The organism is Barrientosiimonas endolithica, assembly GCF_030296655.1.
Lineage (GTDB): Bacteria > Actinomycetota > Actinomycetes > Actinomycetales > Dermatophilaceae > Barrientosiimonas > Barrientosiimonas humi.
The window spans coordinates 2,997,184-3,019,398 of sequence record NZ_AP027735.1; the positions used below are offsets into that span (position 1 = coordinate 2,997,184).

The window sequence follows — 22,215 nt, forward strand, 5'->3', positions numbered from 1 at the left end:
GAGACCGGAGCCCCGCACCGCTCGACTCGACCGGCTTCGCTCAGCGCTGCAGGGCCCAGGCCGCGACGTAGGGCAGCGCGCCGAGGAGCAGCAGCGCGGCGGCACCGACCGACACCTGGGCACTGGCCCAGCGGGCGCTGGAGAGCATCGTCAGCACCCGGCGTACGGCGTGCGAGACACCCGCCGACGCGACACCGAGCGCGAAGGCCGGCACCGCGTCGACGCTCCCCTGCGCCACCCCGACGACCGCGCCGCCGGCGGCGCCCAGCGCCATCGACAGCGGCAGCGCCCACTCGGCGTGCTGGGTGCGGTGCATCAGCAGGTCGACGAGGCCGGAGAGCACGGCGGCCAGCACGGTGATCGCCACCAGGACCGGACCGTCGGGGGCGTCGGCCACACCGACGTAGCACGCACCGGCTGCCAGCACCCCCGCGCCGAGCGCGGTGCCGCCGAGGGTCGCGACCAGGCGCGCGCGGCCGTCGCGGCGCAGCAGCTGGTGCAGGAAGCTGCCGACGAGGGTGACCGCGAGCGCGACCGGCAGCCAGCGCAGGTCGGGGCCTGGCTCGGCGAGCGCGGCCAGCACGCACGCGGCCGCGGCGGCGGTCAGCACCGCCCGCACGCCCTTGGGGCTCGGGAGGCCGAGCAGCGTCGGCCAGCCGAACGCGACCAGCACCCCGGTCAGCAGGACGGCCGCGGCGGTGAGGCCGCGCCCGGCATACGTCGAGAGCACGAGCAGCGCCCCCAGCACGAGCGTCGTCGCCGGGGAGGCCAGGGTCAGGACCCGTCGCTCGTGGTCAGGCACGCCCGGAATCCTGCCAGAGAAGACGGGGTCGCCGTAGGACGGTCCGCGACCCGTCAGCCCCCGGCGAACGGCGGCAGCACCTCGACGGTGACCCCTCGGAGAGCGGCTCGTCGCCGCGCACCGCACGCCCGTCGAGCAGCAGCGAGGCGACCTCGAGCACCGGCTCGAGCGCCGGGTGCGCGGTCGCGAGGGTCGAGCGCAGCTCGCGCGTGTCGGACGCCCGCACGGTCTCCTGCTCGAGCCCGGCAGCGGCACGCGCGCCGGCCCAGTAACGGACGGTCACGTCGACGGGGGTGCTCACGGGGAACCGGTCTCCTGCGGGGTGCGGGGCGTGTGGCTCTGGCCACGGTACGTCCGAGGGACGGTCACCGAGAGGGGGTCCACCTATTCTTCGGTGGATGGCCCGGCTGCTGCTGCTCACCGACTCGCCCGGTGCGAGCGTCGATGTGCTGCCCGCGCTGGGTCTGCTCGCGCACCGGGTGCGCATCCTGCCGCCGGAGGCGCAGGCGCTGGTCGACCCGCCCGACTGCGAGGTGGTGCTGCTGGACTGCACGCGCGACCTGGCCGGAGCCAAGGGGCTCTCGCGGATGCTGCGCTCGACGGGTCTGTCCGTGCCGCTCATCGCGATCTTCGCCGAGGGCGGGCTGGTCGCGCTCAACGGCGAGTGGCAGGTCGACGACGTCGTGCTCACCACCGCGGGCCCGGCCGAGGTGCAGGCGCGCATCACCCTGGCCGCCCACCGCGGCGGTCAGACCGAGGATGACGACGAGCCCAGCAAGATCACCGCGGGCGGCCTCGTGATCGACGAGGGGGCCTACGCCGCCAAGCTGCACGGCAGCGCGCTCGACCTGACCTACAAGGAGTTCGAGCTGCTGAAGTACCTCGCGCAGCACCCGGGCCGGGTCTTCACCCGCGCCCAGCTGCTGCAGGAGGTCTGGGGGTACGACTACTTCGGCGGCACCCGCACCGTCGACGTGCACGTGCGTCGGCTGCGGGCCAAGCTCGGGCCCGAGCACGAGTCGCTCATCGGCACGGTGCGCAACGTGGGATACCGGTTCGTCGGCACGCCGCAGCGGCCGGCCGAGGACGCCGATGCCGCCGAGGCCCGCGACCCGGCCGCGCAGGACTGAGCCGGACCCGACGCCTCCCGCCGGGTGCGAAACACTGGGCGGCATGAGCGATCTCGTGCAGCAGGTCGATGAGCTGGCCGCGGCGGCCACCGAGGTCGACGGGGTGGCGCCGTTCTCCGAGCAGCCCTGCTCGACCTGCGCAGCCACGCCGGCTCGTCCGAGGTGCCGGCGAGCCTGCGGCCGGTGGTCGTGGAGGGCCGGCTGGTCGCCGCCGCGCTGCACCCCGACGACGACCCGGACAGCGTCGAGGTCGTCGTGCACCCCGACCACCGGCGGCGCGGGCTCGGCGGCGAGCTGGTGCGGGCGGTGCTCGCCGACCGGCCCGCGGCCCGCTTCTGGGCGCACGGCAACCTCCCGGCCGCCCGCGCCACCGCCCGCGCGGCCGGGCTGGAGCTGGTGCGCGAGCTGCTCCGGATGGAGCGGGAGCTGGGCCCGACCAGCGTGGGGGCGTTCTGCCCGAAGGGTTCTCGGCGCGGGCGTTCGAGCCGGGGCGCGACGAGGAGGCCTGGCTCGAGGTCAACGCGGCGGCGTTCGCGCACCACCCCGAGCAGGGTCGGATGACCCGCACCGACCTCGACCGGCGGATGGCCGAGCCGTGGTTCGACCCGGCCGGGCTGATCCTCGTCCACGACGACACCACGGGTGCGCTCGCCGGCTCGCACTGGACCAAGGTGCCGACCGACCAGACCGAGGGCGAGCCGCGCCGCGGCGAGGTCTACGTCGTGGCGGTGGCACCGGCGTACCAGGGTCGTGGGCTGGCCCGACCCGTCACCGAGCTCGGGCTCGCGCACCTCGCGAGCGTGGGTGTCGACGTCGTCGAGCTCTACGTGGAGGGTGACAACACCCCGGCCCTGAGGACGTACGAGCGCCAGGGCTTCACCCGTGCGGCTACCGATGCGATGTATGCGCGCGCCGTTCATGGGGCAGTGCCAAAATAGGGTCATGAGCGCCCCCTCGGACGTGCGACCGCAGGTGCCACCGCAGCCCAGCGACGAGGAGGTCGAGGCTGCCATCCAGACGGTCGCCGAGGGCGGCTCGGTCGTCAAGCTCAAGGCGCGTCAGCCGCGACCCCGCGGCGCCAACGGCCGGTTCATCCGCGTCACGCCCGACACCCCGCCGCCCGCGGCCCCGCCCGGCGAGCTGCCGGCCGACCGGTTCCTCGACCGCGAGATGTCGTGGCTGCAGTTCAACGAGCGCGTGCTGCAGCTGGCCTCCGACGACAACATTCCGCTGCTCGAGCGGGCCCGCTTCCTCGCGATCTTCGCCAGCAACCTCGACGAGTTCTTCATGGTGCGCGTCGCCGGCCTCAAGCGGCGCATCGCCGCCGGCATCGCCGTGCGCTCCGCGTCGGGGCTCGAGCCGCGCGAGGTGCTCGACGAGATCTCCCAGGGCGCGCACGAGCTGATGAGCGTGCACGCCCGGGTCTTCCAGAACCACATCCGCCCGCAGCTGGAGGAGGAGGGCGTCACCATCGTGCGGGCGAGCGAGCTCACCGACGACGACCGCGAGCACCTCGGCCGGCTGTTCCGCGAGTCGATCTATCCCGTGCTCACGCCGCTCGCCGTCGACCCGGCCCACCCCTTCCCGTACATCTCCGGGCTCTCGCTCAACCTCGCGGTGCTGCTGGTCAACCCCAAGACCGGCCGCGAGCACTTCGCCCGGGTCAAGGTGCCGCCGTCGCTGCCGCGGCTGGTGCGCCTGCCCGACCACCCCGACGCCGACGAGCTCTACGACGCCCGCTTCGTCGCGCTCGAGGACGTCATCGCCGAGCACCTGGAGTTCCTCTTCCCCGGCATGGACGTGCGCGAGCACTTCACCTTCCGGGTCACCCGCAACGAGGACCTCGAGGTCGAGGAGGACGACGCCGAGAACCTGCTGACCGCGCTCGAGAAGGAGCTGACCCGGCGCCGGTTCGGCCCCCGGTGCGGCTCGAGGTCGCCGAGGACATGGACGAGCACGTGCTCGACATGCTGATGCGCGAGCTGCGGGTGCGCCGCGACGAGGTCTATCCGCTGCCCGAGCCGCTCGACCTGCGCGCGCTCAACATCGTGGCCGACCTGGACCGTTCCGAGCTGCGCTGGCCGCCGCACACCTCGCTCACCCACCCCGACCTGGCCCCGGTCGAGCGGGCCGCGGCGCCCGACGTGATGGGCGCGATGCGCGAGCACGACATCCTGCTGCACCACCCGTACGACTCGTTCTCCACCTCGTTCGTGTCGTTCATCGAGCAGGCCGCCGACGACCCCAACGTGCTGGCGATCAAGCAGACGCTCTATCGCACCAGCGGTGACTCGCCGATCATCGACGCCCTCATCGAGGCCGCCGAGGCCGGCAAGCAGGTGCTGGCCGTCGTCGAGATCAAGGCCCGGTTCGACGAGGAGAACAACATCACCTGGGCGCGCAAGCTCGAGCGCGCCGGCGTGCACGTCGTCTACGGCATGGTCGGCCTGAAGACGCACGCCAAGCTGTGCCTCGTCGTGCGCGAGGAGGACGGCAAGATGCGCCGCTACTGCCACGTCGGCACCGGCAACTACAACCCCAAGACCGCGCGGCTCTACGAGGACTTCGGCCTGCTCACCACCGACCCGGCCGTCGGGGAAGACCTGACCCGGCTGTTCAACCAGCTGTCCGGCATGGCGCCGCGCTCGAAGTTCAAGCGGCTGCTCGTCGCGCCGCGCACCGTGCGCACCGGCCTGCTGGAGCAGATCGAACGGTGCGCCGAGGCCGCGGCCGACGGCAAGAAGGCCCGCATCGGCATCAAGGTCAACTCCCTGGTCGACGAGGCCTCGATCGACGCGCTCTACCGCGCCTCGCAGGCGGGGGTCCAGGTCGACGTGTGGGTGCGCGGCATCTGCGCGCTGCGCCCGGGCGTGCCGGGCCTGTCCGAGAACATCCGGGTGCGCTCGATTCTCGGCCGATACCTGGAGCACTCGCGGGTGTTCCTGTTCGAGATCGAGGGCCAGGATCCGGTCTGCTACATCGGCAGCGCCGACCTGATGCACCGCAACCTCGACCGCCGGGTCGAGGCGCTGGTGCGGCTGAAGGACCCCCGCCACGTGCAGACCATGCACGACCTGATGAAGCTCGGGATGAGCGAGGGCACCTCGTCGTGGCACCTGCAGTCCGACGGCAGCTGGGTGCGCCACCACCTCGACGACGAGGGCGAGCCGCTCACCGACGTGCAGTCCGAGCTCATCGAGAGCTACGCCCGCCGACGGCGCAAGGCACGCCGGCGGTGATCGACCCTCGTCCACGTGCCGTCGCCGCCGCCGGCACGCTGCTGTGGCGACGCCGTCGGGGGCGCCTCGAGGTGGCGCTGGTGCACCGCCCGCGCTACGACGACTGGTCGTGGCCCAAGGGCAAGCTCGACCCCGGCGAGATGTGGGCCGTCGCCGCGGGCCGCGAGACCGAGGAGGAGACCGGTCTGGTCGCCCGGCTCGGCATCCCGCTCCCGCGCGCGCTCTACGTCACGCCCCGCGACGAGCTCAAGGAGGTCCGCTACTGGGCGGCCACCCCCACCGGGGGCCACGGCGAGCTGCTCAACGAGATCGACCGCGTCGAGTGGCTCGCGCCCGACCCGGCCCGGCTGCGGCTGAGCTACGCGCGCGACGTGCTGCAGCTGCGCGCCCTGCTCGAGGCCGAGCGGGCCGGCCACCTCGACACCTGGCCGCTGCTGGTCGTGCGGCACGCGCAGAGCATGCCGCGCTCGCAGTGGAGCGGCGAGGACGGGCTGCGTCCGCTCGACCCCGACGGGCTCGCCCGGGCGCACGCGCTGGTCCCGCTGCTGCAGACGTACGGCCTGGACCGGCTGGTCAGCTCGCCGTCGGTGCGCTGCGTCGACACCGTCAGCCCGTTCGCCGAGTCGGCGCAGGTGCGGGTGCGCACGAAGAAGGGACTCTCCGAGGAGGGTTACGAGGCGCGGCCGGAAAAGGCTGTGCGGCATACGGATTCGGCGTTGCAGCGCGGGGCCGCGGCGCTGTGCACGCACCGCCCGCTGCTGCCCGACGTGCTCGGTCACCTGGCCGAGCGAGCGGTCGCGGGGTCGGCCGCGCGGCGGACGCTCTCGGCGCTGGCCACGGCCGGCATCGACAAGGGCGAGGTGCTGGTCTGCCAGGTCAGCGGCGCCGGCGACGAGGCGGTCGTGGTGACCGTCGAGCGGCACCGGCCCTGACGCTCACTTCTTCGTGTCGGTGGTGGCGATGCGCGGCTTGTGCCGGCCCGAGCACAGCTCGGCGTGCTCGAGGGCGTCGCGGCGGGCCTTCTCGCGGGCGCGCCGCCCGCTGCCCTGCCAGTCGCACGACTTGCAGTAGCCGTACGCGAACGAGCCCTTCTCGCGGGTGTCGCCCGGGCGCTGCTCCTCGCGCGGAACCTGCGCCTTGAGCTCCTTGCGGCTCATCTCCGCGAGGCGCTCCCGCACCCGTCTGCGCTTGCCCACGACTGACATTGTGCGCCCGAAACCTGTGCTCGGTGCCCGATTCGGGCGTGAGATGTACCACCCTTTCGGGTGCACGGGCTTAGGGCAGCAGGATCTCGTCGAGCTCGGCGTCGGTGAGCGGGCGGGCGAGCATCGCGACCGCCGCGACCAGTCTGGCCACCAGCTCCAGCTCTCCGTCGACCGTCGCGTCATGCACCGCGGCGGCACCGCCGACCGCGCCGCGGGGCGGCTCGGGCGCGACCGGGAGGTTGCTCATGGTCGCGAGCGTAGGGCCGGGGCCGGGCGCGCGGGGCGCTGCCGACCGATCAGCCGAACCGGCCCGAGATGTAGTCCTCGGTCGCCTTCTCGGTGGGGTTGTTGAAGATCTTCTGCGTGTCGTCCATCTCGATCAGCCGGCCGGGCTTGCCGGTCGCCGCGAGGTTGAAGAACGCGGTGCGGTCGGAGACGCGGGCCGCCTGCTGCATGTTGTGCGTCACGATGACGATCGTGTAGCGGTCCTTCAGCTCGGTGATCAGGTCCTCGATCGCGAGCGTCGAGATCGGGTCGAGCGCCGAGCACGGCTCGTCCATGAGCAGCACCTGCGGCTCGACGGCGATCGCGCGGGCGATGCACAGCCGCTGCTGCTGACCGCCGGAGAGGCCGGCGCCCGGCTTGTCGAGGCGGTCCTTGACCTCGTTCCACAGGTTGGCGCCCTTGAGCGAGCGCTCGACGACCTCGTCGAGCTTGCCCTTGTTCTTGACGCCGTTGAGCTTCAGGCCGGCCACGACGTTGTCGCGCACGGTCATCGTCGGGAACGGGTTGGGCCGCTGGAAGACCATGCCGACGGTGCGGCGCACGCCGACCGGGTCGACGCCGGGGGCGTACAGGTCCTGGTCGTCGAGCATGACCTGACCCTCGACGCGACCGCCGGGGATGACCTCGTGCATCCGGTTCAGGGTGCGCAGGAAGGTCGACTTGCCGCAGCCCGACGGGCCGATGAACGCCGTCACCGACCGGGGCTCGACGGTCATCGACACGCCCTCGACCGCCTTGAAGTCGCCGTAGTAGACGTTCAGGTCGCTGACGTCGATCCGCTTAGCCATGGGGTTTCGTTTCCTCAGTCTCAGAAAGGGTTGTCGAGTCGGTGGGTCAGCTCTTGACCTTGCTGAACCGACTGATCAGGCGACCGGCGATGTTGAGCACCAGGATGATCAGGATCAGCGTGCAGGCCGCGCCCCAGACGCGCGCCTCGGTCTGCGGCAGGCCCATGTTGTCGCGGCCGCTGTTCATCATCGTCGGCAGCGTCCCCATCAGCCCGGAGAACAGGTTGCTGGAGATGCCGAAGAAGTACGGCCCGAGGATGATCAGCGGCGCCGTCTCACCCATGACCCGGGCCAGGCCGAGCAGGATGCCGGTGACGATGCCCGAGAAGGCGGTCGGCAGGACGACCTTCATGATCGTCTTCCACTTGGGCACGCCCAGGGCGTAGGACGCCTCGCGCAGCTCGTTGGGGACCAGCTTGAGCATCTCCTCGGTGGAGCGCACGACGACCGGGACCATCAGGAGCACCAGCGCGAGACACACCGCGAACGGGACGCGCTGGAAGCCGAACGTGGTGACCCAGACGGCGTAGATGAACAGCGCCGCGACGATCGAGGGGACACCGGTGAGGATGTCGACCATGAAGCTCACCGCGCGGGCGAGCTTGCCGCGGCCGTACTCGACGAGGTAGATCGCGGTCAGCACACCGATCGGCACCGCGATGAGCGAGGTGACGGCGCCCTGGATCAGGGTGCCCTGGATCGCGTGGGTCGCGCCGCCGCCCGCGTTGCGGGCGGTGATGCCCAGCTGGGAGTTGGTCCACCACTGCGCCTCGAGCAGCATCGAGCCGCCCTTGACGACGACGGTGCCGAGGATCCAGATCAGCGGCACGAGAGCGACCAGGAACGCGCCCCACATGACGATCTGGGCGATCCGGTCCTTGATCGCGCGCCCGGAGGACTTGGGGCCGAGCCCGGAGCTGACGTTGCCCCGCTCGGCGGTCGCCGTCACGTCTCCGGCGGGATAGGTCGAGTCGAGGGTGCTCATTCGGTGAAGGCCTTCCGACGCTCGATGACGACACGGGCGATGGCGTTGACGACGAAGGTCAGCAGGAACAGCACCAGACCAGCGGCGATGTACGCGCCCGTCTTGGTCGGGCTGTCGAACTCGCCGTAGTTGTTGGCGATCTTGGAGGCGAAGGTCTCACCGCCGTTGAAGATCGACCACGACCAGGGGCGCCCTCGGGCAGCGAGGACACGATGATCATCACCGCGACAGTCTCACCGAGCGCGCGGCCGAGGCCGAGCATCGAGGCCGAGATGACGCCGGGCTTGCCGAACGGCAGCACCGCGGTGCGGATCATCTCCCACTTGGTCGCGCCGAGCGCGAGCGCGGCCTCCTTGTGCGTGCCGGGCGTCTGCGCGAAGACCTCGCGCGACAGTGCCGTGATGATCGGCAGGATCATCACGGCTAGGACGATCGAGACGAACGCGATCGTGCTCGCGGCGCTGGCGCCCTCGTCGGCGAACAGCGGGATCCAGCCGAAGACGCTCGTGACGAAGTCCTGGATCGGCCGGAAGTACTGGCCGACGACGTACGCACCCCACAGGCCGTAGACGATCGAGGGGACCGCGGCGAGCAGGTCGATGAGCGAGGCGGCCGGACGGGCCAGCCAGGTCGGGGCGTACTGCGTGATGAACAGGGCGATGCACACCCCCAGCGGGACCGCGAGGATCAGCGCCAGGATCGAGGAGATCACCGTCACCCAGAGCATCCGCGCGATGCCGAACGACATGCTGTCGGGGTTGGCGACGTTCCACTCCGTCGACGTGAGGAAGTTCGCGTTGTTGCGGCTCAGCGCGGGGATCGCCTGCGCGATGAGGAAGACACCGATCAGGGTGACCAGCGCCACCACGAGGATGCCGGAGCCCTTGGCGAGGCCGCCGAAGATCTTGTCCCCGAGGCGCCCGGTGTCGGCCTTGTCGGACTCGAGCGGAGCTCGACCGTCGGGGTCAGGGGCCTGGTCGGAGACCGAGACCCCGGTGATGGAGGACATGCGCTACCTGTTCTGCCGAGGGAGACGTACGTCGTGCGGTGGGGCCGGGCGCGACGCCACGACCCCACCGCACGAGTGAATCACTGGATGGCGTTGACGGCCGTCTCGACCTTGCCCTGGATCTCGGACGGCAGCGGTGCGTAGCCGACCTCCTCCAGGCTCTTCTGGGTCTCGCTGCTGCCGAAGTGGTTCAGGAACGCCTTGACGCCCTTGCCGATCTCCGGGTCGGAGTACTTCGAGCAGACGATCTCGTAGGTCACCAGGATGATCGGGTAGGCCCCGGCCTCCTTGGTGGCGTAGTCGAGCTTGAGCTTGAGGTTGTTGCCCGAGCCGTCCTGGGTGGCGGCGGCGACGGCCTTTCCGGCGCTCTCACCGGTCAGGGCGACGGGGCCCGCACCGTTGTCGACCTGGGCCATGCCGAGCTGGTTGTCCTTCGCCGAGGACCACTCGGCGTAGGTGATGCCGCCCGGGGTGGACTTGACGGCGTTGGTGACGCCGGCGGTCTTGGCCTTGCCCTCACCCTTGCCCGACCACTTCTTGGCCGGCTCGGCGGTCCAGTTCTCCTTGGCCGAGGCCGCGAGGTACTTGGTGAAGTTCTCGGTGGTGCCCGACTCGTCGGAGCGGAAGAAGACCTTGATGTCGACGTTGGGGAGCGTGGTGCCCTTGTTGACCGCGGCGATCTTCGGGTCGTTCCACTTGGTGATCTTGCCGTTGAAGATGTCGGCGATCAGCGCCGGCGTGAGCACCAGCTTGTCGACGCCCTCGAGGTTGTAGGCCACGGCGATCGGGCCGGTCACCATCGGGAGGTTCCACGCGGGCGAGCCGCAGGCCTTGTCGGCGTCGGCCTGCTCGGTCTTGCCGTCGCTGCTCTTCAGCGCGGAGTCGGACCCGGCGAAGTTGACCTGCTTGGCGGTGAACTGGTTGATGCCGTTGCCGGAGCCGGTGCCGTTGTAGGTGACCGACTGCTCGGGGCAGACCGACTGGAAGCTGGCGATCGCTTCCTGGATGGCGTTGTCCTGGGCGGTGGAGCCCTCGGCCTTGATGGCCTTGGTGCCGCAGTCGACGTTGCCGGCGCCGGCCTGGTCGCCGCCGGACTTGGCGGCCGACGACGAGCCGTCGCCGCTGCCGCCGGAGCCAGTGTTGTTGTCCGAACCGCACGCCGAGAGCGCGAGCGCTCCGACCAGGGCGATGCTGGAGACACGGCCGATGCGCGTGATCTTCACGTCAGGGACCTCTCGAGGTTGGGGAGTTCGTGGGCGGCACGGGAACACCGCCTCCGTGAAGGTAGGGAGCGCGGGTGACGCGAGGTCCTTGGGTGGGTGAACTCGGGGTGAACGCGGATCGAGAGTGTGTAAAGCGTGTGGCGGCGGTCACGTGAGCATCAGGTGAACGACCCTGTCGGAGCGCCCGTGGCGACGGGCGTGTGCCAGCCGAGCCCGGCGTACGTCCTCGGGCGGCGCGCGCAGACCGGCGCGGCTCGCGCCCGAGAGAAGTGGGTCGCGTCGGGCCGGGAAGCGCCTCACGGCGCATGGCCGCTCGTAGCGGCAAATATTGGGACCCGGGGCTACCGCGGCCCGACGCGCACCCAGCCTAACTACCGATCGGGCCGGGATGTTCCACGGGCGCCGTCAGGTCAGTCGTGAGTCACGCCACAGGGCGGCCGCGCGCTCGAGGTCGTGCGCCGTGGTGACCAGCGAGCCGGCGGTGCGCGTGGCGCGGGCGGCGCCCTCCTCGTCGAGCCCGTCGCGATCATCGGCGCGGTGCGCCCGGCCGACGGCGATGACCCGGCAGAACGCGGCGGCCCGGTCGAGCGCCACGGCCAGGTCACCCTCGTAGACCCCGCGCACGATCGCGTCGCCGAGGTCGCGCACCTCGTCCGGGCCGGGCGGCTCGGCGGCGCCGGCGACCACGTGCGCGACGTCGGCGTGCTTCATGCCCTCGGTGTAGTCGGCGGAGGCCCCTGCGGGGTCGCGCTGCACCCACTCGCGCAGCATGTAGAGGCGCCACAGCGCCCCGGGGAGGCTGACGGCCGGCCGCTGGGCCCACAGCTCGGCGACGGTGGCGACCCCCAGCTCGTCGACCAGGTGCACCAGCCGCTCGCGCAGCGCGGGGTCCTGCGAGGCGCGCCCCTGGCCGACGAGCGCCGCGGCGGTCTCGTGCGCGACCTCGCTCACCTCGGCGGGGTCGAGGGCCTCTCCCCCGGCCGCCTCGAGCTCGGCGGGCGTGCGGAACTCGGGCCGGCGCGGTCGTCTCTGGTCAGCCACGGGTGGCCTCCTCCGTCGTGCCGGTCGAGGTGACCGGCCCCAGCAGCAGGGTGGCGTCGGGGCCGAGGCGGGCGGCGCCGGGGTGCAGCAGGTCGGCGTGCCACGCCGCGAGCACCTCGTGCTCGCCGCCGGTGGGCAGGTCGAGCGTCTCGTCGCCGAGGTTGACCAGGAGCAGGTGCTCGCCGCGGCGCACCCGCAGCACCCCGCCCTCCCGACGTACGTCCTCGCGGCCGAGCGCAGGGTCGCGCAGCTCGGGCCGTTCGCGCCGCAGCCGGATCAGCGTGGCGTACCACTCCAGCAGCCGGGCGTGCTCGGGCTCGCGCAGCTCCTCCCAGCGCAGCGTCGAGGCGTCGGCGGTGCCGCGCTCCTGCGGGTCGGGCACCTGGTCGGCCCAGCCGTGCTCGGCGAACTCGGCGCGCCGGCCCTGCGAGACCGCCCGGGCGAGCTCGGGGTCCTCGTGGTCGGTGAAGTACTGCCACGGCGTGCTGGCGCCCCACTCCTCCCCCATGAACAGCATCGGCGTGTAGGGCGAGGTCAGCAGCAGCGCCGCCCCCGCGGCGAGCCGGCCCGGCGGGACGAGCTGGGAGAGCCGGTCGCCGGTGGCGCGGTTGCCGACCTGGTCGTGGGTCTGCAGCGAGGCGACGAAGCGCCAGCCCGGCGTCTCGTCCGGGTCGACGGGCCGGCCGTGCCGGCGACCGCGGAAGGTGGACGTCGTGCCGTCGTGGAAGAAGGGCGTACGTCCGAGCACCTTCGCGGGCGCGTCGGCTGCCGCGAAGTCGGCGTAGTAGCCCTGCGTCTCGCCGGTGAGCAGCACGTGCAGCGCGTGGTGCACGTCGTCGGCCCACTGCGCGTGCAGGCCGAGACCGCCCGAGCCGCCGTCGCGACGCGGCGTGACGGTCGCCGGGTCGTTGCGGTCGGACTCGGCGATCAACCAGAGCGGACGCCCCAGTTCCGTTGCGAGAGAGTCGGTCTCGGCCGCAAGCTCCTCGAGGAAGTGCACGGCGCGGTCGTCGATGAGCGCGTGCACGGCGTCGAGGCGCAGCGCGTCGACGTGCACGTCGCGGAACCAGAAGCGGGCGTTGTCGAGCAGGAAGCGACGCACCTCGTCGCTGTCCGGACCGTCGAGGTTGACCGCCCAGCCCCACGGCGTGTGGTGGGCGTCGGTGAAGTAGGGGCCGAACGTCGCGAGGTAGTTGCCGCTGGGGCCGAGGTGGTTGTAGACGACGTCGAGGCAGACGCCGAGCCCGCGCTGGTGGCACGCGTCGACGAACCGCTGGAACGCCTCGACCCCGCCGTAGGCCTCGTGCACCGCGAACAGGTCGACCCCGTCGTAGCCCCAGCCGCGGCGGCCGGGGAACGCCGCGACCGGCATGACCTCGACGATCGTGACGCCGAGGTCGGCCAGGTGGTCGAGGTGCTCGACGGCGGCGTCGAAGGTGCCTTCGGGGGTGAAGGTGCCGATGTGCAGCTCGTAGACGATCGCGCCCTCCAGCGGAGCGCCCGCCCAGTCACCGTCGCCCCACTCGTGCGCCGTCAGGTCGACGACCTCGCTGGGCTCGTGCGGCCCGTCGGGCTGGGAGAGCGAGCGCGGGTCCGGGCGGGGGTCGCCGCCGTCGACGGAGAAGGCGTAGCGCTCGCCCGGCCGCGGTGCGCGGTCGGTCTGCCACCAGCCGTCGTCGCCCCGCTCGAGGGCGACCCGCTCGTCACCGAGCACGAGATCGACCCCCTGCTCGGCCGCGGGGGCCCACACGCGATATCCGGTCACGAGTCCCTCCTCTCCAGCAGCGCCACCGGGCGGTCCGCGAAGAGGTCGCGCGCCCGGATCTGCCCGTCACTGTTGATGATTCGCCCGTCGAGGGCGTCTCGCCAATCACCCTCGGGGAGGGTGAGCAGCCGCTCGCCCCAGCCGCCGTCGCGCTCCAGCCGGGCCGGGGCCCTGGTGACCGCGACGAGCACGTCCGGCTCGGGCATGCGTCCGAGGACGCCGGCAAGCAGGCCCGCAGCCGGGCCGCGCAGGAACCCGGCGGCGTGCTCCTCGCCCGACTCCCACGGCAGGTACGTCCCGCCCGGCCCGAGCGACTCGGCGCGGCTCTGCCGCAGCTGCAGCACGGTGCTCGTGAGGTGCAGCTTCTCCTCCCCCAGGCCGTCCAAGCCGGTCGAGGAGGCCGAGCCGCCCACGCTGGTCGAGTCGCCCGAGCCGCCCACGCTGGTCGAGTCGCCCGAGCCGCCCACGCCGGTCGAATCGCCCGAGCCGCCCACGCCGGTCGAGTAGGCCGAGCCGCTGGGCGAGGCCGTATCGAGACCACCCTGACCATGGCCCCGGTCCAGAGCCGTCGACAGCGCGGCGTAGTCGACAGGTCGCCGGTTGTCGGGGTCGACCAGCGACAGGCTCACCGTCTCGCACCCCTGGTAGGTGTCGGGCACCCCCGGCAGGGTCAGCTGCAGCAGCTTGGCCGCGAGGGTGGTCGCGCGAATCGCGTTGGCGTTGCTCGTGATCAGCTCCTCGACCGCGTCGTGCAGCGGGCCCTCGGTCGAGGCGGCGACGGCGAAGTCGATGACGCGGCGCTCGTAGTCCTCGTCGCCGTCGACCCATGCCGTGCGCTGCTTGCCCTCACGCAGCGCCTTCTGCAGGTAGTCGCGCAGCCGCTCCTCGCCGATCTCGCCGACGCCGAGGAGCGTCTGCCAGACGAGGTGGCCGGTGGGCAGGTCGACGCCGGCCCGCTCGGCCTCGGCGCTCGCGACGGCGGAGACCTGCTGCCAGCCCTCGGTGTCGCCCGCGACGGCGAGCAGCCGGGCGCGCACGTCCTCGCTGCGCTTGGTGTCGTGGGTCGTGAGGGTCGTCATCGTGCGCGGCCAGTGCTCGACCTGCGCCTGCGCCCACTCGTGCATGAGGCCGGGCGAGGCCGACGCGACGACGGTGGGGTCGCTGCCGACCTCGTTGAGCGCGATCAGCCGGTGCCAGCGATAGAAGCTGGTGTCCTCGATGCCCTTGGCCATGACGGGGCCCCAGGTCTGCTGCAGCCGGACGCCGAAATCCGTTGCGGCGTCGCTGTCCTCGGCCATCACGGTGACGGGCAGGAGCGCGTCGAGCTCGGGCTGCAGGGCGGGCCGCGCGGTGAGCGCGGCGCTGAACGCGTCGGTGAGCCGGCGCCGCGCGACCTGACCGATCTGGTGCTCGGGCCGGACGTACGCCCGATAGACCTCTCCCGCGACGAGCAGCTCGACGACCGCCTCGCGCAGCCGCTCGGGGTCGAGCTCGGGCAGCGCCTCGCGCGCGCGCCGGGTCAGCCGCTCGACCTCGGGGGCCAGCGACTGCTCGACGACCTGCCGCTTGGCCTGCTCGACGACCACGTCGAAGTCGGGCTCGCCGCCGGTGGCGCGCCAGGTCGCGTCGAGCGTGTCGGCGGCCTCGGGGTCGGTGAGCGCGGCCTGCACGACCCGCAGCGCGTCGTACCCGGTCGTCCCGGCGGTCTGCCAGCGTCGGGGCAGCCGCTCCTCGCCCTCGAGGATCTTCTCCACCCACACCGGGGTGTCCGGGCGGCAGGCCGCGGCCAGCCGCTCGAGGTAGTCGGTCGGGTCGGCCAGGCCGTCGGGGTGGTCGATGCGGAAGCCGTCGATCAGCCCCTCGTGGTGCAGCTCGAGCAGCAGCCGGTGGGTGGCGTCGAAGACCTCGGGCAGCTCGACCCGCACGGCGATGAGCCCGTCGACCTCGAAGAACCGGCGGTAGTTGAGCACGTCGTCCTTGTCGCGCCACGAGGCGAGCCGGTAGTGCTGGCGCTCCAGGATCTCGGCGACGTCGCCGGAGGTCTCGGTGCCGAGCGCGACGGGGTAGACGTGGTCGTAGTAGCGCAGCACCGGGGCGGGCTGGCCGGTGCCGGGGTCGGCGTCGATCTCGTCGAGGGTGAGCTGGCCGGCCGCGAGCACGTCGGCCAGCGGCTCGCCGAGCACCGGGAGCCCGATGCGCCCGCCGCCGGCCTTCCAGTCGATGTCGAACCAGTCGGCGGTGGCGGCGTCGCGCCCGTCGCGCAGCACCTCCCACACCTCGCGGTTCAGCGACTCGGGCGCGACGAAGGCCATGTGGTTGGGCACGACGTCGACCACGACGCCGAGGTCGTGCTCGTGCGCGGCCGCAACGAGCCGACGGAAGCCGTCCTCCCCGCCCAGCTCGTCGCTGACCCGGCTGTGGTCGACCACGTCGTAGCCGTGCTGCGAGCCGGGCACGGCCTGCAGGATCGGCGACAGGTACAGGTGCGTGACGCCGAGGTCGGCGAGGTAGGGCACCTGCCGGGCGGCGTCGTCGAAGGTGAACTCGCCGTGCAGCTGCAGACGGTAGGTGCTGGAGAACGCGGCGCTCATGCCTTCACCCCACCACGTCGAGTCTGTTCAGGCCCAGCACGACGATCACCGGCGCCCCGGCCTCGTCGGAGGCGGCCAGCGGGATCTGCGCGTCGATGCCCCAGTCGCCGTCGTCCTCGGGGTCCTCGATCACCTGACGCACCTCCCACATGTCGGACTTCTGCGTGATCCGCAGGTACGCCGGCCCCCGCGCGCTCGCGCCCGCCCCCATCTCGTCGTGGTCGGCGAAGTAGGCGGCCAGGTCGTCGTGCCAGGCGCCCTCGTCCATGACGATCTCGGTGGGCGGGTCGGTCGACTCGGCGGCGGCCCGGTCGAGCGCGGCCAGCGCGACGACGTCACGCCGCGCCGCGAGCTGCACGCGGCGGAACATCGCGTTGCGCACCGAGACCCGAAAAGCCCTGGGGTTGCTGGTGATCGGCCTGGGCGCGACGGTGGTCGCGGAGGGCGCGCCGCCCTCGAGGGCCGCCTCCTCCGGGTGACTCAGCGCCTCCCACTCGTCCAGCAGGCTGGAGTCGGTCTGCCGGACGGTCTCCCCCAGCCACTCGACCAGGTCGTCAAGCTCCTCGTCGCGGTAGCGGTCGGGCACCGTCTGGCGCAGGGTGCGATAGGCGTCGGTCAGGTAGCGCAGGACGATCCCCTCGGAGCGGGAGAGGTCGTACTGCTTGACGAGATCGCCGAAGCTCCAGGCGTTCTCGTACATCTCGCGCACGACGGTCTTGGGCGACAACGCGCTCTCGGCGACCCACGGCTGGCCGCTGCGATAGGTCTCGAACGTCGCGTCGAGCAGCTCGGCGAGCGGCTGGGGCCAGCTGATGTCCTCGAGCAGCTCCATGCGCTCGTCGTACTCGATGCCGTCGGCCTTCATCTCGGCGATGGCCTCGCCGCGCACCTTGCGCCGCTGGGCGAGCAGCACCGGGCGTGGGTCCTCCAGGATCGCCTCGATGACCGAGACGACGTCTCGGGCGTACGTCTCGGACTCGGGGTCGAGCACGTCGAGCACCGCGAGCGCGAACGGCGCGAGCGGCTGGTTGAGGGCGAAGTTGTCCTGCAGGTCGACGGTCAGACGCACCTGTCGACCGTCGGCCTCGGGCACCGACAGCTTCTCCACGACCCCGGCGGCGAGCAGCTCGCGGTAGAGCGTGATCGCCCCCTTCGCGAGGCGCGCCTGCCGGCGCGGGTCCTCGTGGTTCTCACGCACGAGCGAGCGCATCGCGGGGAACGGATCCCCTTCTCGCGCAATGACGTTCAGCAGCATCGAGTGGGTGACGCGCATGCGTGACTGGAGCGCCTCGGGCTGGGCGGCAACGAGCTTGTCGAAGGTCTCCTCCGACCAGCTCACGAAGCCCTCGGGCGGCTTCTTGCGCTGCACCTTGCGCTGCTTCTTGGGGTCGTCGCCCGCCTTGGCGAGCGCGCGGGCGTTCTCGATCGCGTGCTCGGGCGCCTGCACCACGACCGAGCCGCTGGTGTCGTACCCCGCACGCCCGGCCCGCCCCGCGATCTGGTGGAACTCGCGCGCCTTGAGCAGCCGGTTGCGTGACCCGTCGAACTTGGTGAGCCCGGTGAACACGACGGTGCGGATCGGCACGTTGATGCCGACGCCGAGGGTGTCGGTGCCGCAGATGACCTTGAGCAGGCCGGCCTGCGCGAGAGTCTCGACCAGCCGGCGGTACTTCGGGAGCATCCCGGCGTGGTGCACGCCGATCCCGTGGCGCACCAACCGGTTCAGCGTCTTGCCGAAGCCGGCGGAGAAGCGAAAACCGCCGATCAGCTCGGCGATCCGGGCGCGCTCCTCCTTGCTCGCGACCGACAGGCTCATCAGCGCCTGGGCCCGCTCGAGCGCGGCGGCCTGGGTGAAGTGCACGACGTAGACCGGCGCCTGGTGCGTGGTCAGCAGCTCCTCGAGCGTCTCGTGGAGCGGGGTCATGGCGTACGAGAAGCTCAGCGGCACCGGCCGCTCGGCGGTCGCGACCGTGGCGGTGGGGCGGCCGGTGCGACGGGTGAGGTCCTCCTCGAACCGAGCGACGTCGCCGAGGGTGGCCGACATGAGCAGGAACTGCGCCTGCGGGAGCTCCAGCAGCGGCACCTGCCAGGCCCAGCCGCGGTCGGGCTCGGAGTAGAAGTGGAACTCGTCCATGATGACCATGCCGACATCGGCGCTGCGCCCCTCGCGCAGCGCGATGTTGGCGAGCACCTCGGCGGTGCAGCAGATGATCGGGGCGTCGGCGTTGACCGCCGCGTCGCCGGTGAGCATCCCGACGTTGTCGGCGCCGAACTGCTCGATGAGCGCGAAGAACTTCTCCGAGACCAGCGCCTTGATGGGTGCGGTGTAGAACGAGACCTTGTCCTGCGCGAGCGCGGTGAAGTGCGCCGCGGTCGCGACGAGCGACTTCCCGGAGCCGGTGGGGGTGGCGAGGATGACGTTGGCGCCGCCGACCAGCTCGATGATCGCCTCGTCCTGGTGCGGGTAGAGGTCGATCCCCCGGTCGCCGGCCCAGCCCTGGAACGCTTCGTAGATCGCATCGGGCTCGGCGGGTGACGGGGTGCGGTCGGTGAGACGAGGAGTCATGGCGTGCCCATTCTCTCCAAGCCGGTCGAGCAGCCGCGCGAGGGACGAGCCCGGCGCACCGAGACCCCGCCCAAGCCGGTCGAGTAGCCGCGCGAGGGACGAGCGCGGCGTATCGAGACCCGCCCGCCCCACTACAGTTGCCCCGGCGGCGTCGCCGCCCCGGGCCTCTAGCTCAATCGGTTAGAGCTGCGGACTTTTAATCCGTAGGTTGTGGGTTCGAGTCCCACGGGGCCCACCGTTGCAGGCGCTCGCCTACTGTCCGAGGTGAGTTTGGCCAGATGCCAACGCAATTCGGCTCCGGTCTGACCGTTGAGCCACGCTGCCCGCGAGCACCCGGCGGGCAGCTCACGCATCCGACGCGACATCGCGCGCAAGAAATCTGCGCGTGTAGACCCCGTGGGGTCGTCGCCTGGCCTAGCGTTGCGGGCACGCGGGCACGCGGGCACGCGGGGTGCCCGTCGTGACAGGAGGGGCATCTCATGTTCAAGAGATCTGTGTCCGCGGCGGCTCTCGGGCTGCTGGCGAGCGCAGCCGTCGCAGCACCAGCATCGGCGGCGGTGTACAAGATCGCGACGGCGGACAACGGAGCCGTCTACGTCTGGAACTCGTCGTCGGCTACCGACTACCGCACGCTCGTCGTCAAGGATAATAAGGCCGACAATGCTTCGGTCTACGGCAACTGGTCCAACTCTCGGGGTACCGGTCGGGTGCTGAACTCTTCCGGCGCCGGAACGACCGCGTATCGGGACACCGGTGCCGGCATCACCGCCCTGCAAGCGTGCGTGGATTACAACAACTGGCCGGACCCGTGCTCTGCATGGAAGTAGACCGGCCCGCGCCGAGCCCCTCCGTCACGGCGGAGGGGCTCGGTGTTGTCCTGGGCAGGCGGCAGGTCTTCCAAGGCCTCAGCTTCAGCCTGAGCCCCGGCACCATCATGGCCGTCACCGGGGCTAGCGGGAGTGGGAAGTCGACACTCGTCTCCATCCTCGTGGGGCTTCTCCGCCCGACCTCGGGCGACCTTCACCTGTTCGGTAAAGACGCCGGAGGACTGTCTTCCCGAGAGTGGCAGGAGTTGCGCCGACGCCGGATTGGGGTCGTATTCCAGTCCGGTGAGCTACTTCCCGACCTGACTCCTTGCGACAACGTGCTGATTGCGTCCCTGCTGAGCGGCGCCAGCATCGACGATGCACGGGAGGATGCGCACCAACGCCTGGCCGATTTCGGGGTGCCGCTCGACGTCACCACCACGGCCCAGCTGTCCGGCGGCGAGCAACAACGGGTCGCCCTGGCGCGCGGCCTGGTCTCGGACCCCCAGCTCCTATTGGCCGACGAGCCGACTGCCGCCTTGGACCGCAAGAACCGGCGATCTATAGCGGACCTCCTCGTATCGCAAGCGCATGACTCCGGGAAAGCAGTCCTCGCAGTGACGCATGACGAAGAACTCGCTGACCGAGCTGACACGACCCTGGTCCTTGGCCCGTCGTGAGGTGGAAAGAACGATCCATCTGGCTCTCGCTCGTAGGACAGAGCGATACCTGGAGGTGGGCACGAGCACTCGGGGCGGCCCTCGGGGTCACACTGATAGCGCTTGGGCTGTCGCTCCCCGCGATCCACTCGTCTGTGCAGGAAAACATCCGCCAGAAGGCTCCGTCCCTGTCACCGTCCGCGGCCGCCGACCCCCGCGCGCCGGCGTTTCTGACATACGTCGATCTCCCGATCATCGACCATCGTTCGGTCCAAGAGATATCTATCGTTCCCCGGCGGGGAGGCTCCCCGCCACCGGGTATTTCTCGCTACCCCGGACCGGGGAAGCCTTCGTGTCGCCGGCCGTGGCGAAACTGCCCGACGGCGGGAGGAGCTTCGGTCGGGTGGTGGGGATCATCGGCGACGCCGGGCTCGCAACGGGAAACGAGTACAAAGCGTATTCGGCACCACCGGTTGGCGCCGACCTCCGGCACTTGGTCCCGGCTGATGGCTTCGGCACCGGGACCGAAGCGATCGGGCCACCCTCGCTCGACCTTTTGCAGAGCGAGTCCGTCACGACCGTCTGGGCCCTTGGGGCAGGGACCCTCGCTGTCCCAGGCTTTGCCATCCTGATCGGGGCAAGCACTATCGATCTCCGTCGACGCAGTCTTCGCTACAGGCGTGCGGTAACGATGGGCGCGTCGAAGCGGGACCTGGCGTTGGTGAGCCTCAAAGACATGTTTCCAGGCATCATCCTAGGCTGTTTCCTGGCCAGCGGAGCTCTCACTTTTGTGACGCTGAACGGAGTCACTCTTCGCGTTACGGAAGCACGCTACACCGCTGCAGAAATATCGCCCGGGATGGCGCCACTGATGACTGCGATCCTCATCGCAGCCGGAACGGCCTGCGCGGTAGGTGCACTACCCGGGGTTCTGTCACTCTCTCGACGCTCGCGGGGCAGAGATATCGAGCTCGCTGAAACGCCGGCGAAATGGGGACTAGTGCTATTCGTGCTGGCATTCTGGGTCGCGGTCGGAGGGCCCATGCTCCTGCCGCCCGGGCAACAACCGATGATCGCCTACCTCGTGGGCGTCTTTGGCGTTGGTTTCGGGATGTCCTCAGTCTTGTCCGGACTTCTCTATCTTGGCGGGGGCGCACTCCGATGGTTCGGTCGCCGCCACGGCCGGGCAGGACTCATCGCCGGTGGCAGCAGCCTCGTCGCGCGCCCGAATCGCTTGAGCCGGCTCCTCTTTCCCGCGGGACTGGCGATCCTACTCCTGGGACAGGGCCAGCTGTGGACTTCCTTGTTGGGCGAGCAGTACTACCAAGGCGTCCAGGCGCAAGAGGCCGCGGAAGGCCGCGTTGCCGTGTCCGCCCCACTGCGCTCCTTGCCGAGTTCGGGAGAAGTCTCAGCGCTGCGGCGCCCGGGGGTCTCGATGGTGTGGCTGGTCACTGAGCAGAACGGCGACGCACCCTCGACGACATGGATGACCACATGCGCGGATCTGGCCGCACTCTCCCTACCTTGCACCTCAGGGGCACTACCACGCACGACGGGCTCCCCTGCCCTGCACGGCCTGATGTCCGAGTCATTCGGACGACCCAAGATCGACGTGGCCACGGCACCAAAAAGTCTGTCGGAGAAAGAAGTATCGATCGCGATCATCGGCCAGGATGGACCCGTCGACATCGCCGCCCTCAATAGGCGATCGGCCGCCGCCCTGCCAGGGGGCGCGCTTCTCAGAGGCCGGTGAGAACTGGGTCGCGGGAGGACAAGCCGCCCTCGTTCACGGTAAGTGGGTATCGCTCCTTGCCACGCTGAGCATCTCCTGCCTCGTGCTTGTCTCAGCGCTACACATCCTGGTGGACCTCCGTCGGCAAGCTCGGGTACTAACTGCACTGTCAGCATTTACGTCTCGCCGCTCGTGGCTGCTGGGATATTCAGTGTGCGCGGTCACTTTTCCGATCGCACTGACCGGAGTCATCGCTGCACTCTGCTATCTTTTGTTGCCGATGGGCATGATGGAAGGGGACGCCCGCATCCAACCGTCCCCCTCACTCGGCACAGCCCTTGTGGTCTCGACAACCATGATCTCTCTGCTGGCGGGGATCGCTCTGGCCA

At 71.0% G+C, this 22,215-nt stretch carries 19 protein-coding genes, 1 tRNA gene and 1 pseudogene; 9 read left to right on the forward strand and 12 right to left on the reverse strand.

From position 1 onward, the window contains the following. Positions 1–40: 40 nt before the first annotated feature. Positions 41–802: a hypothetical protein gene (locus QUE40_RS15230; RefSeq protein WP_289231478.1), complete on the reverse strand. Its 762-nt coding sequence runs from the start codon at positions 800–802 to the stop codon at positions 41–43. Further along, positions 795–1,103 (reverse strand): ubiquitin family protein, encoded by a 309-nt coding sequence (locus QUE40_RS15235; RefSeq protein ID WP_289231479.1) that lies wholly within the window; start codon positions 1,101–1,103, stop codon positions 795–797. Before QUE40_RS15235 ends, QUE40_RS15230 begins: the two co-directional genes overlap by 8 nt. Positions 1,104–1,200: 97 nt before the next feature. On the opposite strand from QUE40_RS15235, the gene QUE40_RS15240 reads away from it, so the two are divergent. From QUE40_RS15240 to QUE40_RS15260, 5 genes and pseudogenes are all read left to right on the forward strand, one after another. Next, positions 1,201–1,932, forward strand: a complete 732-nt coding sequence (locus tag QUE40_RS15240) for a response regulator transcription factor (RefSeq protein ID WP_142006704.1) — start codon at positions 1,201–1,203, stop codon at positions 1,930–1,932. Between the two features lie 183 nt (positions 1,933–2,115). Continuing rightward, positions 2,116–2,493, forward strand: a complete 378-nt coding sequence (locus QUE40_RS15245) for a GNAT family N-acetyltransferase (RefSeq protein ID WP_289233134.1) — start codon at positions 2,116–2,118, stop codon at positions 2,491–2,493. After that, positions 2,385–2,870 carry a mycothiol synthase gene (gene mshD / locus QUE40_RS15250; protein WP_289233103.1) on the forward strand — a complete coding sequence of 162 codons (486 nt, stop codon included), beginning with the start codon at positions 2,385–2,387 and terminating at the stop codon, positions 2,868–2,870. Before QUE40_RS15245 ends, mshD begins: the two co-directional genes overlap by 109 nt. A gap of 4 nt (positions 2,871–2,874) precedes the next feature. Continuing rightward, a pseudogene (locus QUE40_RS15255) lies at positions 2,875–5,171 on the forward strand (RNA degradosome polyphosphate kinase). Then, the gene (locus tag QUE40_RS15260) at positions 5,168–6,103 is read left to right on the forward strand and encodes an NUDIX hydrolase (protein WP_289231480.1); all 936 of its coding nucleotides are present in this window, start codon (positions 5,168–5,170) and stop codon (positions 6,101–6,103) included. The pseudogene QUE40_RS15255 and the gene QUE40_RS15260 overlap by 4 nt, the downstream one beginning before the upstream one ends. Before the next feature lie 3 nt (positions 6,104–6,106). On the opposite strand, the gene QUE40_RS15265 is transcribed toward QUE40_RS15260, so the two are convergent. From QUE40_RS15265 to QUE40_RS15310, 10 genes are all read right to left on the reverse strand, one after another. Next, positions 6,107–6,367, reverse strand: coding sequence for a hypothetical protein (locus tag QUE40_RS15265; protein ID WP_211344602.1), 261 nt, complete (start codon positions 6,365–6,367; stop codon positions 6,107–6,109). A gap of 79 nt (positions 6,368–6,446) precedes the next feature. Further along, positions 6,447–6,623: a hypothetical protein gene (locus tag QUE40_RS15270; protein WP_170206879.1), complete on the reverse strand. Its 177-nt coding sequence runs from the start codon at positions 6,621–6,623 to the stop codon at positions 6,447–6,449. A gap of 49 nt (positions 6,624–6,672) precedes the next feature. Next, positions 6,673–7,449: a phosphate ABC transporter ATP-binding protein PstB gene (gene pstB / locus QUE40_RS15275; protein WP_142006711.1), complete on the reverse strand. Its 777-nt coding sequence runs from the start codon at positions 7,447–7,449 to the stop codon at positions 6,673–6,675. Positions 7,450–7,495: 46 nt separating this feature from the next. Next, complete coding sequence (gene pstA / locus QUE40_RS15280) at positions 7,496–8,434, reverse strand: phosphate ABC transporter permease PstA (RefSeq protein WP_289231481.1); 939 nt, start codon at positions 8,432–8,434, stop codon at positions 7,496–7,498. A 58-nt stretch (positions 8,435–8,492) separates the two neighbouring features. Further along, a complete protein-coding gene (gene pstC, locus QUE40_RS15285) occupies positions 8,493–9,443 on the reverse strand; it encodes a phosphate ABC transporter permease subunit PstC (RefSeq protein ID WP_350226994.1) in 951 nt (316 codons plus the stop codon). Between the two features lie 80 nt (positions 9,444–9,523). Further along, the gene (pstS, locus tag QUE40_RS15290; RefSeq protein ID WP_289231482.1) at positions 9,524–10,666 is read right to left on the reverse strand and encodes a phosphate ABC transporter substrate-binding protein PstS; all 1,143 of its coding nucleotides are present in this window, start codon (positions 10,664–10,666) and stop codon (positions 9,524–9,526) included. Positions 10,667–11,071: 405 nt separating this feature from the next. Further along, the gene (locus QUE40_RS15295; RefSeq protein ID WP_142006719.1) at positions 11,072–11,707 is read right to left on the reverse strand and encodes a hypothetical protein; all 636 of its coding nucleotides are present in this window, start codon (positions 11,705–11,707) and stop codon (positions 11,072–11,074) included. Beyond that, complete coding sequence (gene treZ, locus QUE40_RS15300) at positions 11,700–13,472, reverse strand: malto-oligosyltrehalose trehalohydrolase (RefSeq protein ID WP_289231483.1); 1,773 nt, start codon at positions 13,470–13,472, stop codon at positions 11,700–11,702. Before treZ ends, QUE40_RS15295 begins: the two co-directional genes overlap by 8 nt. Further along, a complete protein-coding gene (treY, locus tag QUE40_RS15305; RefSeq protein WP_289231484.1) occupies positions 13,469–16,063 on the reverse strand; it encodes a malto-oligosyltrehalose synthase in 2,595 nt (864 codons plus the stop codon). Before treY ends, treZ begins: the two co-directional genes overlap by 4 nt. A 4-nt stretch (positions 16,064–16,067) precedes the next feature. Continuing rightward, complete coding sequence (locus QUE40_RS15310) at positions 16,068–18,629, reverse strand: DEAD/DEAH box helicase (RefSeq protein WP_142006723.1); 2,562 nt, start codon at positions 18,627–18,629, stop codon at positions 16,068–16,070. Positions 18,630–18,790: 161 nt separating this feature from the next. Here QUE40_RS15310 and QUE40_RS15315 point away from each other — a divergent pair. The 4 genes from QUE40_RS15315 (at position 18,791) to QUE40_RS15330 (ending at position 21,847) form a co-directional block, all read left to right on the forward strand. Next, positions 18,791–18,864 (forward strand) — tRNA-Lys (locus tag QUE40_RS15315). Positions 18,865–19,108: 244 nt separating this feature from the next. Next, positions 19,109–19,456 (forward strand): hypothetical protein, encoded by a 348-nt coding sequence (locus QUE40_RS15320; RefSeq protein ID WP_289231485.1) that lies wholly within the window; start codon positions 19,109–19,111, stop codon positions 19,454–19,456. Continuing rightward, positions 19,447–20,115, forward strand: coding sequence for an ABC transporter ATP-binding protein (locus tag QUE40_RS15325; protein WP_289233104.1), 669 nt, complete (start codon positions 19,447–19,449; stop codon positions 20,113–20,115). The genes QUE40_RS15320 and QUE40_RS15325 overlap by 10 nt, the downstream gene beginning before the upstream one ends. Positions 20,116–20,446: 331 nt before the next feature. Then, complete coding sequence (locus QUE40_RS15330) at positions 20,447–21,847, forward strand: hypothetical protein (protein WP_289231486.1); 1,401 nt, start codon at positions 20,447–20,449, stop codon at positions 21,845–21,847. Positions 21,848–22,215 lie beyond the last annotated feature (368 nt).